Here is a 13,772-nt window from a genome sequence, read left to right on the forward strand (position 1 = left end):
ACAAATAGTAAATTAGTCACAATATTTAGGGTAAATTACTTTTATTTATTTTTGAAAAATTAAAAAAGGAGGTGAAAAAATTAAGCGATTATTCGCAAAAAACTACAGGAGGTGAAAAGTAAATTTATTTTGTAAAAAACATAAGGAGGTAGTTATTAAATGCCAAGAAGTAAAAAGACTAGGAAAGGTTTATCCCTACTAATAGCTTTAGTTATGATGTTAGGGTCCTTTGCATCTCTTAGTTACGCAGAAAATGACATACTTAGTTTAGCAAAATTGGATTTACTTAAAGAGGCATCAAATAAAATTACACCAGAAGTAATGAATGACCTAGCAAAAGAAGATTTAATTGAAGTTTTGGTATATATGAAAGATCAGGTTGATACACAGATGGTAGCAAGAGCTACTAGAAATGCAGTATCATCATATATGACTCCATATAGCCAAAAACTTGAAGTTAGAAAAGGCATTGTAGAAGCGTTAAGAGATAAGGCTGAATTGACTCAGGCTAATCTGTTAACCTATTTAGAGCAGGAAATGGAAAAAGGAAATGTAGAAGAATATACACCTTATCATATAGTTAATATGATTTACGTAAAAGCTACTAAAGAAACAATTGAAAACATTTCCTATATGAGTGAAGTAGAAAAGATATATAAAAATAAAATCCATACAATGGATTTCCCTGTAATAGAAGATAAGGATATTGAGCTATCAGGAACAGAACCTCAATGGAATATAACAAGAGTTGGAGCAGATCAGGCGTGGAGTTTAGGCTATGATGGCACAGGTGCAGTAGTAGGTTCCTTAGACTCAGGAGTAGATTGGACTCATCCAGCACTTAAAAACCATTGGAGAGGCTATGACCCAAGTACAGGAGCTACAGACCCATCAAAGAGCTGGTTTGACCCAGTATACAATGCTACATTACCAGCAGATTCAGATAGTCACGGAACCCACGTAATGGGAACAATGGTAGGAGTAGAGCCAGATGGAAACAACCCAATAGGCGTTGCACCAGGGGCAAAATGGATAACAGCAAGAGTATTTAACACAGCAGGCTCCACAACAGATGCAATACTTCTATCAGCAGCAGAATGGATGCTACATCCAGGCGGAGACCCAACCGCAGCTCCAGACGTTGTAAACAACTCTTGGGGTGGAGGAGCAGGAATAGATGATTGGTATTTGGAAGCTGTAAGAGCATGGAGAGCAGCAGAAATATTACCAGTATTCTCAGCAGGAAACCAAAGATCAGGAGAGCCACTTCCATGGCCAGGATCTATTTCATGTCCAGCAAACTATATAGAATCCTTCGCAGTAGCAGCAGTAGACAGATATGATGCAAGAGCAAGCTTCTCAAAGCTTGGTCCATCACCATATGACCCATCAGTTATAAAACCAGATATATCAGCACCTGGAGTAAGTATTTACTCATCAATACCAGGAGGATACACAGCAGGCTATTCAGGAACCTCCATGTCAGCACCACATATAAGCGGAACAGTAGCATTATTAGTATCAGCAAATGCATCACTATCAATAGAAGACATAGAAGAAATAATAGAAAACACAGCAGACCCACTAACAGATTCAACATATCCAGAAGCACCAAACTTTGGATATGGTTACGGCATGGTCAATGCATTTGAAGCAGTATCACAAGTAGCAACAGGAACAGGATATATTAGTGGCAGAGTATTAAAAGAAGGAGAAGACATAAGCGAAGCAACAATAGCTCACGAACAAGAAGTATTTGAAGCATTTGTAGGTTCAGATATAGATATAGTAGCAGAAGTATCAGATGATGTTTCTGTAACAGAAGTAGAACTACTAGTTAAACAAACAGGTAAATCTTATTGGATGCTAGCTCCAATGAACAGAATATCAGGAGACCATAAAGATGGAGTATATAAAGGTACAATAACCTATGACATGCTAGGCGGAGATAGCATTATATATAAAATAAGGGCAAGAGATTATGTAGGAGATGTAGTAATTACACCAGACTATAAGATAAATATTAGCTTTGGTATAGTACCAGGAGAATACACTCAAGGCTTTGAAAGTAATGCTGTTGGCTGGATGTTTGATGGAGACTGGCAATGGGGTAAAGCAAGCGGCGTAGACCCTGTGCCATTTGGAGGAGAAGGCCTAGCAGGAACTATACTAGGTGGAAATTACAGTAATGGCGGAGACAGTTGGATGATAACTCCTCCTATAGATTTAAGAGATGAAAATCTTGATACAGCATCACTAAGATTTCATCATTGGTATCAAACTGAAACAAATTATGATAATTGCTATGTTTTGGTGACCAATGATTACGGTGAAAGTTGGCATCAAGTTGGCCCAATATATACTGGTGGCGGAGCACAATGGAAGGAATTGTTTGTAGGACTTGACAGTTTTATAGGTTCACCTGATCCAGTATTTATAGCATATCGTTTTACAACCGACAGTTCAGGACAACAAACAGGCTGGTATATTGATAATGTAAGACTAATGGGTAAGGACAATGAAGCACCAGCTATGCCTACTAATCTAACTGCAGTAGCTGGAATGTCAGGAATAAAACTATCCTGGACACCTTCAGTTGATGCCGATGTAGATGTATATCGTGTATATCGTTCAGTAGTATCTGGTGGAGGATATGAATTGATAGGTGAAGTTCCTAATAATAACTTCCTAGATACAGATATAATGGCTAATACAACCTATTACTATGTAATAGATGCAGTAGACTTCTCAGGAAATGTAAGTTCTCAAACTAGTGAAGTTTCAGCTACTGCAGCAGAAGTTACAGCAATATTTAATACTGATTTTGAAGCTGACAATGGAGGCTTCGTATCAGGTGGAACTAATAATGCATGGGATTGGGGAGTTCCAACATCAGGCCCTAATGGAGCTGCCTCAGGAGAAAAATTATGGGCAACAAATCTTGCAGGAAACTACCCAGTCAACAGCGATTCTTATATAGAAAGTCCAGACATAGTTATTCCAGAGGATAAAACTCCTATTTTAACGTTTAACCACTGGTATGACTTTGAAGGATCAACAACTCTATGGGACTATGGTCAAGTACAAGTATCAAAGGATAATGGAGCTACTTGGACTAATGTAACCCCATCAGGAAAATACGGTACTCGTTTACAAACTTGGCGCTACGAAGAGATACCACTAGACGATTATCGTGGAGAAACAATAAAGGTCAGATTTTTCTTCCATTCTGATGGCTCAGTTGCTTATCAAGGCTGGTATGTTGATGATGTAAACATCGTTGGAATAGATTATGTGGAACCTCCTTATGATGAAATAAGATATGATGATGGAAGTGCAGAAAATGCATTAGTATTGAATGAAGCTCCTAATGGATTAGCAGTAAGATTTACACCAGAAGAAACTGGCACAGTATTAGGTGCTAAAATATACTTCTGGGATACTACATGGCCAAGTCCAGGAGGAAACAGAATAGGCTTTGCAATCTATGGAACAGATGAAAATGGTACACCATATGAGGTTGGAGAACCTATATTTATGGATATTCAAAGGGGAGCTTGGAATGAAATAGATCTATCAAGCTTTGAATTCTCAACAGATAGAGACTTCTATATTTCCACTATTCAGGACAACATTGGAACACAATGTCCAGGAACAGGCATAGATGAATCTGCATCTGGAGACAGATCCTACATGAATCTAGATGGAGTGTTCCAATTAATAGGCTCTGAAGACATAGAAGGTGGGCTTATGATAAGAGCTCTTGTAGATTATGAAACTGATGAAGTTCCTGTTGGAAATAAAGTTAAGTCAGTAGAGAAGATGGCTGTTAATGCTAAAGACATGGTGAGTCAATGGTCTAATGTAACTGAAGTTAAGAAACAAGACTATAGAGAGCCAGAAGCTCCAAAATTCAGTCTAAAGAGAGCTGAAATAGGCAACTATAAAACAGTGCAGGATAGTGAAGTGCAAAATACACCTATGATAATGGGCGGTATTCCAGTAGCTGATGCTGTAGTAACAATTCTTGAAACAGGAAGAAGTGTTAAGGTTGATCCTATTACAGGAAAATATAGCATGAGAGTTCCTACAGGAAATTATACTTTAATGGCAGAAGCTTATGGATATTATCCAAAAGAAGCTGAAATTGCAGTATCAGAAAATGAAACTACTAAATATTCGTTCATGCTAGAAGCTAAACCACGTGGAAGCATAGTTGGTAGAGTAAAGGATAGATACTATGGTAATCCTGCAGCTAATGCAATTATCAGAGTAGTGGAAGATCCAAAGGTAGCACCAGTTGTTGCCGACGAAAATGGATATTTTGAAATTCCTGAAATCCTTGTAGGTGTATATACATTAAAGGTTATAGCAGAAGGATTTGAACCAGGGGAGTTTGAAAGTATTGCTATAAACGCTGGCGAAACAACGGAAGTTGAATTAGGTTTAAGGAGATTCGTAGGTTATGAAGAGGAAATAATCTATGATGATGGAACTGCTGAGAATGCATTAGTATTAAATAATGCACCTAATGGATTAGCGGTGAGGTTTACACCAGAACAATTTGGCAAGGTAACAAAAGCCAAAATTTATTTCTGGGATAGCTCATGGCCAAGTCCAGGAGGAAACAGAATAGGTTTCACAATCTATGGAACAGATGAAAATGGTACACCATATAAGGTTGGAGAACCTATATTTACGGATATTCAAAGGGGAGCCTGGAATGAAATAGATCTATCAAGCTTTGGATTTTCAACGGATAGGGACTTCTATATTTCAACTATCCAAGACAAACCTGGGACAGAATGTCCAGGAACAGGTATAGATGAATCCGCATCTGGGGACAGATCCTATATGAATCTAGATGGAGAGTTCCAATTGATAGGCTCCGAAGACATAGGTGGTGGGCTTATGATAAGAGCTACAGTTGAAAATTCCGTATCTACTCCATTAATAACAAATATTGGAGAATTAACATATACAAATCAAGATTCCATAATAGTAGAAGGAACAGTAGGAGCAGATTGTAAGGTCAATGCGTATGTTAACGGTGAAATGGTTGCTTCTACAAACAGTGAAAATAAAGGGTTCGCAGTAGAAGTAGAATTACCACTAGATGAAAATACAATAATGGTAACTTCTGAACTTGAAGGACGTGAAACAGAACCATCTCCAACTGTAAGGGTAATAAAAGATAAAGTGTTACCAGATTTAGTAGTAGATAGTCCAGCGGATAATATCAAGATAAATGCAGAAGTAGTTCATGTAACAGGTAGTGCTAGTGATAATATTGAGCTTATTAAGGTATTAGTTAATGATAAGGAAGTAACAGTAGATGAGAAAGGAAACTTCCATGAAAGATTGATGTTAAACGCAGGCGAAAATGTAATTACAGTAAAAGCACTTGATAGAGCAGGAAACGAAACAATTATAGCAAGAACAGTAACTGTAGAACTAGAAGCACCAGAAATCACAAACATAGAACCATCAGAAGATTTAGAGCTTAGAGCAGGGGATACTCTGACTGTTAGCTTTAATGCACCAACAGGAGGAGAAGGCTACTTCAGGATATTACTTCCATTTGGACTTTCAAGTAATGAAATTGGAATTCCAATGACTGAAGAAGACGGATTATATACAGGAACTTGGGCAGTGCCTGAGGGATATGTTGGAACTGGCTTACAGGTTCAAGTAGTGTATATAAGTGAATCAGGATTTACAATAACTAGAATAGCAGAAGGAAGGCTGACACTAATAGGGGATATGGAAAATCTTGCGATGAATACAGTAATAGTTGATAATGAAGCCTTTAATATGGATTACCTAGACAATAATCCAGAAGCACAAGCAAAAATGATTGAATGGTTAGATACAGGCAATCAAATTTACTTTAAGCTTAGTGAGGATACTTTAGTTGATGGTAACGGTGAAATTATTAATATTAGACTGCTACCTCAGAGGGTAACTTACTTTGATGTAAATGGCAGCATAACATTCTACGAGCAGTAAGACAAATAGGCCTAGAAAGTTATCTCTAAAACCTAGGGATAACTTTCTAGGTAAAACCATATCGAAAAATTCGATATACCAGCAAAAAAGAAAAAGTATGCTTTGTAAGGAGGTAGTTATTAAATGCCAAGAAGTAAAAAGACTAGGAAAGGTTTATCCCTACTAATAGCTTTAGTTATGATGTTAGGGTCCTTTGCATCTCTTAGTTACGCAGAAAATGACATACTTAGTTTAGCAAAATTGGATTTACTTAAAGAGGCATCAAATAAAATTACACCAGAAGTAATGAATGACCTAGCAAAAGAAGATTTAATTGAAGTTTTGGTATATATGAAAGATCAGGTTGATACACAGATGGTAGCAAGAGCTACTAGAAATGCAGTATCATCATATATGACTCCATATAGCCAAAAACTTGAAGTTAGAAAAGGCATTGTAGAAGCGTTAAGAGATAAGGCTGAATTGACTCAGGCTAATCTGTTAACCTATTTAGAGCAGGAAATGGAAAAAGGAAGTGTAGAAGAATATACACCTTATCATATAGTTAATATGATTTACGTAAAAGCTACTAAAGAAACAATTGAAAACATTTCCTATATGAGTGAAGTAGAAAAGATATATAAAAATAAAATCCATACAATGGATTTCCCTGTAATAGAAGATAAGGATATTGAGCTATCAGGAACAGAACCTCAATGGAATATAACAAGAGTTGGAGCAGATCAGGCGTGGAGTTTAGGCTATGATGGCACAGGTGCAGTAGTAGGTTCCTTAGACTCAGGAGTAGATTGGACTCATCCAGCACTTAAAAACCATTGGAGAGGCTATGACCCAAGTACAGGAGCTACAGACCCATCAAAGAGCTGGTTTGACCCAGTATACAATGCTACATTACCAGCAGATTCAGATAGTCACGGAACCCACGTAATGGGAACAATGGTAGGAGTAGAGCCAGATGGAAACAACCCAATAGGCGTTGCACCAGGAGCAAAATGGATAACAGCAAGAGTATTTAACACAGCAGGCTCCACAACAGATGCAATACTTCTATCAGCAGCAGAATGGATGCTACATCCAGGCGGAGACCCAACCGCAGCTCCAGACGTTGTAAACAACTCTTGGGGTGGAGGAGCAGGAATAGATGATTGGTATTTGGAAGCTGTAAGAGCATGGAGAGCAGCAGAAATATTACCAGTATTCTCAGCAGGAAACCAAAGATCAGGAGAGCCACTTCCATGGCCAGGATCTATTTCATGTCCAGCAAACTATATAGAATCCTTCGCAGTAGCAGCAGTAGACAGGTATGATGCAAGAGCAAGCTTCTCAAAGCTTGGTCCATCACCATATGACCCATCAGTTATAAAACCAGATATATCAGCACCTGGAGTAAGTATTTACTCATCAATACCAGGAGGATACACAGCAGGCTATTCAGGAACCTCCATGTCAGCACCACATATAAGCGGAACAGTAGCATTATTAGTATCAGCAAATGCATCACTATCAATAGAAGACATAGAAGAAATAATAGAAAACACAGCAGACCCACTAACAGATTCAACATATCCAGAAGCACCAAACTTTGGATATGGTTACGGCATGGTCAATGCATTTGAAGCAGTATCACAAGTAGCAACAGGAACAGGATATATTAGTGGCAGAGTATTAAAAGAAGGAGAAGACATAAGCGAAGCAACAATAGCTCACGAACAAGAAGTATTTGAAGCATTTGTAGGTTCAGATATAGATATAGTAGCAGAAGTATCAGATGATGTTTCTGTAACAGAAGTAGAACTACTAGTTAAACAAACAGGTAAATCTTACTGGATGCTAGCTCCAATGAACAGAATATCAGGAGACCATAAAGATGGAGTATATAAAGGTACAATAACCTATGACATGCTAGGCGGAGATAGCATTATATATAAAATAAAGGCAAGAGATTATGTAGGAGATGTAGTAATTACACCAGACTATAAGATAAATATTAGCTTTGGTATAGTACCAGGAGAATATACTCAAGGCTTTGAAAGTGCTCCAATAGGCTGGATAATGGATGAAGCATGGCAATGGGGAGCATCGTCAGGAAACGATCCTTTGCCAGTAGAAGGCTCGAATTTAGCAGGAACTATATTAGGTGGAACATATCCAAGCAACTCAGATGATTGGATGATAACTCCTCCACTAGACTTAAGAGATGCAACTTTAGGTTCTGCAACTTTAAGATTCTATGAATGGTACGAAATAGAAAACAATTATGACAAAGGCTATGTTTTAGTAACTGATAACTTTGGTGAAACTTGGACACAAGTAGGTCCTATTCGTACAGGAGAGGCTAAGAATTGGAAGGAAGTAGTTCTTAATCTTGGAGACTATATAGGTTCACCTAATCCAGTGTTTGTAGCATATCGCTTTACTTCTGACGGATCTGTTAATAAAACAGGCTGGTATATTGATAATGTAAGGCTAATTGGGGTGGATAATGAAGCTCCTTTAGCGCCTGCAAACTTAACTGCTGAAGCTTCATTAACAGGAATCAAGCTAAACTGGACAGCTGTAACTGATGGAGATTTAGCAAATTATGTAGTATATCGTTCACTAGTATCAGGTGAAAGCTTTGAACTCATTGCACAACCTACGTCTAATAGCTTTACAGATACTACAGCAGAAGCTGGGACGACATATTATTATAAGGTTGCAGCAGTGGACTTTTCAGGAAATATAAGTGAATTTAGTAATGAAGTATTTAGTTCAGTTGCAGAAACAACAATAATATTTGCTGCAGACTTTGAGGAAAATGATGGAGGATTTATTTCAGGAATTACAGTGGGAACTAAGAATCCATGGCAATGGGGCATCCCAACATCAGGACCTAATGGAGCAACTTCAGGAGAAAAGCTATGGGCGACAAACCTTGCAGGTAGCTATGAAAATAGTACAGATGCATACATTCAGAGTCAAACTATAGCCCTTCCTACTGATAAGAATGCTGTATTATCGTTTTCACACTGGGTTGATATGGAAGGTACAACAACCCTATATGATTATGGCCAAATACAGATTTCTAATGATGATGGAGCTACTTGGACTAACCTAACCCCTGTAAACAATGGGAAATATGGTAAGAGAGTTCAAGCATGGGCTAGTGAGGAAATTTCTTTAGCTGCTTATAATGGCCAGAATATTATATTAAGATTTTTCTTCCACTCAGATGGATCAGGCGTATATGCTGGCTGGTATATAGATGATGTATATATTATAGGCCTAGATGCACCACAAGAAAATCCACCAACAGAACCACCAACAGAAGAAGAACCAGAAACTAAGAAAGCGGATTATATAGATCCAACAGAACCAAAATACAGTCTAAAGAGAACTAGAGTAAATAATTATGAAATTGTAGAGGACAAAGAAGTTCAAAATATTCCAATGGTATTAGGTGGTATTCCAGTAAATGATGCTGTAGTAACAATCCTTGAAACAGGAAGAAGCGTTAAAGTTGATCCTGTTACAGGAAAATATAATATGAGAGTTCCTACAGGAAAATATACTTTAGTGGCAGAAGCTTATGGATATTATCAAGTAGATGCTAGCATAACTGTTCTTGAAAATAAAACCACGACACAATCCTTCATGCTACAAGCTAAACCACGTGGAAGCATAGTTGGCAGAGTAAAGGATAGATACTATGGTGATCCTGCAGCTAATGCAATTATCAGAGTAGTGGAAGATCCAAAGGTAGCACCAGTTGTTGCCGACGAAAATGGATACTTTGAAATTCGTGATATTCTTGTGGGAGACTATACACTAAAAGTTGTAGCAGATGGATTTGAACCTGGAGAATTTTCCGTAACAGTAAATCCTGATGCAACAACAGAAGTTGATTTAGGATTAAAGAGATTTGTAGGCTATGAGGACGAGATAATATACGATGATGGAACTGCTGAAAATGCATTAGTATTAAATAACGCACCTAATGGATTAGCGGTGAGATTTACACCAGAACAATTTGGTAAGGTAACAAAAGCCAAAATTTATTTCTGGGATAGTTCATGGCCAAGTCCAGGAGGAAACAGAATAGGTTTCACAATCTATGGAACAGATGAAAATGGCACACCATATAAGGTTGGAGAACCTATATTTACGGATATTCAAAGGGGAGCTTGGAATGAAATAGATTTATCAAGCTTTGGATTCTCAACAGATAGAGACTTCTATATTTCCACTATTCAGGACAGGGCCGGAACAGAATGTCCAGGAACAGGTATAGATGAATCTGCATCTGGAGACAGATCCTATATGAATCTAGATGGAGAATTCCAGCTAATAGGTACTGAGGATATTCAAGGTGCTCTAATGATAAGAGCAATAATAGAAAACTCAGTATCAACACCAGTGATAACGAACCTTAAGGAATTAACATATACAAACCAAGATAGCATAATAGTAGAAGGAACAGTAGGAGCAGATTGCAAGGTTAATGTATATGTCAATGGTGAAATAGCAGCATCGACAGACAGCATAAATAAAGGGTTTGCTACAGAAGTAAATCTACCACTAGATGAGAATACAATAATGGTAACATCTGAGCTAAATGGAGTACAAACAGAACCATCGGCAGCAGTAAGAGTTAATAAAGACAAGGTAGCACCAGTACTAGTAGTAGAGGAGCCTTTAGATAATGTTAAGATTAATAAGGAAGCAGTACACGTAATAGGAATTGTATCAGATAATATATTACTAGCAAAGCTATTGATAAATGAAAAAGAAGCCACAGTAGACGAAGAAGGAAACTTCCATGAAAGACTAATGGTAAATGCAGGCGAAAATGTAATTATAGTAAAAGCACTTGATGGAGCAGGAAATGAAATAATTATAACAAGAACAGTAATTGTAGAGCTAGAGGCACCAGAAATTACAAATATAGAGCCATCAGAAGATCTAGAGCTTAGAGCGGGAGATACTCTAACTGTTAGCTTCAATGCACCAATAGGAGGAGAAGGCTACTTTAGACTAATGATTCCGTTTGGATTTTCAAGTAATGAAATTGGAATTCCAATGACTGAGGAAAATGGATTATATACAGGAGTTTGGATAGTACCAGAAGAAATGTCGGCAGATACTGTGCAAATTGAAGTTGTGTATATAAGTGAATCCGGATTTGAAGTAACTAGAACAGCAGCTGGAAGATTGACAATAGTATTAGATGAAGAACCAGAAGAACCATACATTACTAATATTTTACCTTCTGAAGATGGGAACCTTAGAGCAGGAGATGTTTTAGAAATAAGCTTCAATGCTCCGAGAGGACTTTCAGGATACTTTAGATTATTGCTCCCATTTGAAATGTCAAACAATAAACTTGGTATTCCAATGACAGAGGTATCGCCTGGATTCTATAGAGGAACATGGACAGTACCTGAAGGCTTAGTAGCGACAAACTTACAAGTAGAAGTATTGCTCATAGATGCAGATGGGGCTAGATTATCAGAAATAGCAGAAGGCAGAGTTACGGTAATAGGAGAAATGAGAAACCTTCCACAAAACACAGTAATAATTGCTGGTGAAGCCTTTGATATGAATTCTTTAGATAGTGATTCAGAATTACAAATAAAGATGATTGAATGGTTAGACACAGGTAATCAAATCTATATTAAGCTTAGTGCTGATACTTTGGTTGATGGTAATGGTGAAGTTATAACTATTGAATCATTGCCTCAACGAATAACCTACTTTAACATAAAAGGTGATATGACAATATACGAAAAATAATATAATAGATTTAAAAAGGTCTTCCGAATTCGGGAGACCTTTTTAAATATTTAAATGATAAACATATTAAAAATGAATACTAGAAATTAAGAGAAAACTGCAACTGGAATAAAACATAATTGCAAGAACTATATAGGAAAATGTTTGCATATCATGTTAAACATATGACAATTGATTTTTAAACAGAGAAATTATGCTATTGTGTATATATAGCTGATAAAAGATATAGCATCTAATCTTTTAAATAGTTTAATATTTGAAATATTAATTTGAGAATATTGCAAAAATTGTATTGACAACATTTTGGTATCGTGTTATATTATTCATTATTATAAATAAGACAATATGAGATATAAAATAATATATAAAAACTATGATGAAGAACGAACTGTGAAAAAAGTCAATTACAGAGAGCTGGGGTAGCTGAAAACTAGCATTGATTTCATGGGGAACATCACTTCGGAGTTATATGGCTGAACTTAGTAGGCCATAGCGGCTGGCACCGTTAAATGGCTAGGGTTTATTTGGAACCTATTGAGTTAGTTATCGTGAGATAATTATAAAGTAGAGTGGTATCGCATCAAAAGCCTCTGCATGTATTTACACATACATGTGGAGGCTTTTTTATACACTTTTTTCACAGAGGAGGAGTCTCATATGAATCAAGATGAAGACGGTATTATCAGTAAGGAATTTAGACATTAAAAATTATAATAGGGGTGGTTTATATGAATAAAAAATTATCAGTATTACTTTCATCAGTTCTTGCACTAAGCCTTTTTACTGGATGTTCTTCTGGAACAGCTAATAAGGCGGATAACTCGGAGGATATTAAGGTAGGTTTAAACTATGCATTTTCAGGTGGAGCAGCAACATATGGGCAAGGTCTTACTTCAGGCATTGAATTAGCTATTGAAGAGATAAATCAAAATGGTGGGGTGCTTGGAAAGCAATTAACACCTGTTAAGCTTGATAACAAATCAGATGCTACAGAATCAGCTAACGTTGCTACAAAACTTGCTACTAGAGAAAAAGTTATAGCTATACTAGGTTCAGATACATCTGGAAGTACCAAGGCAGCAATCCCAGCAGCAATGCAAAATAAAGTTCCTTTGATTTCAGCTTCTGCAACTTCTGACGATGTAACTATAGACAGTAATGGAAAAGTAAAAGAGTATGTATTTAAGACTTGCTTCAACGACTCCTTTCAAGGGGTAATGATGGCAGAATTTGCTTATAATGATTTAAAATTAAAAAATGCTGCAATTCTTGCAGATACTACTAGTGATTATGCTCAAGGTCTTTCAAAGAACTTTAGAGAAACTCTTACAAAACTAGGAGGAAAAGTTCAGGTTGAGGAGGCATATCAAGCAAAGGAGACAGATTTTAAGGCCGTTTTAACTAGGATAAAAGGTTTAAATCCAGAGGTTTTGTTTGTTCCAGGATATTATGAAGAAGTGGGACTAATTATAAGACAAGCAAGAGAACTAGGATTAAATGTGCCCATACTTGGCTGTGATGGATATGAATCTCCGAAGCTTGCTGACATAGCTGGAAAAGATACTCTAGATGAAGTCTATTACTCAAGTCACTATTCACCAATGGATGATTCTCCAGAGGTAGTTAAATTTAAAGAGAGCTTTAAAGCAAAGTATGGTAAAGAACCAGATGCCTTTAATGCATTAGGATATGATCTAGGTTACTTTTTAGCAGACTCGTTAAATAGAGCTGGGGAAGCAGATTCTGAAAAGCTGAAGGAAGCACTTGCTTCAACTAAAGACTTTAAAGGTATTACAGGGATTTTTTCAATTGATGAAAATCACAACCCGATAAAATCAGTGACTATTATAGCTATAAAGGATGGAGAACCAACATTTCTAAAGAAGCTGGATCCCCAAAAGAATGATTAGGAATTGTAAATTTCATGTAGCAGAGTAAATCAAGTAGGGGCTGGTTTCCATGCCAGCCCAATATTTTTATACCGAATAGAA

The 13,772-nt window shown here is 37.0% G+C and carries 3 protein-coding genes and 1 other annotated feature; all 3 genes read left to right on the top strand.

Annotated elements, in window-relative coordinates; all coding sequences use genetic code 11:
- Positions 1-159 precede the first annotated feature (159 nt).
- The 3 genes from QO263_RS04550 to QO263_RS04560 all read left to right on the top strand — a co-directional run bounded on the left by QO263_RS04550 (position 160) and on the right by QO263_RS04560 (position 13,691).
- Entirely contained in the window at positions 160-6,009 is a 5,850-nt protein-coding gene (locus QO263_RS04550) for a S8 family serine peptidase (RefSeq protein ID WP_285626909.1), read from the top strand.
- A 123-nt stretch (positions 6,010-6,132) separates the two neighbouring features.
- A complete protein-coding gene (locus QO263_RS04555) occupies positions 6,133-11,781 on the top strand; it encodes a S8 family serine peptidase (RefSeq protein ID WP_285626912.1) in 5,649 nt (1,882 codons plus the stop codon).
- A gap of 364 nt (positions 11,782-12,145) precedes the next feature.
- Positions 12,146-12,376: a binding site (T-box leader), on the top strand.
- 133 nt (positions 12,377-12,509) lie between these two features.
- The gene (locus QO263_RS04560) at positions 12,510-13,691 is read left to right on the top strand and encodes an ABC transporter substrate-binding protein (RefSeq protein ID WP_285626914.1); all 1,182 of its coding nucleotides are present in this window, start codon (positions 12,510-12,512) and stop codon (positions 13,689-13,691) included.
- The last annotated feature ends 81 nt before the right edge of the window (positions 13,692-13,772 follow it).

Source organism: Proteiniborus sp. MB09-C3 (genome assembly GCF_030263895.1).
Lineage (GTDB): Bacteria > Bacillota > Clostridia > Tissierellales > Proteiniboraceae > Proteiniborus.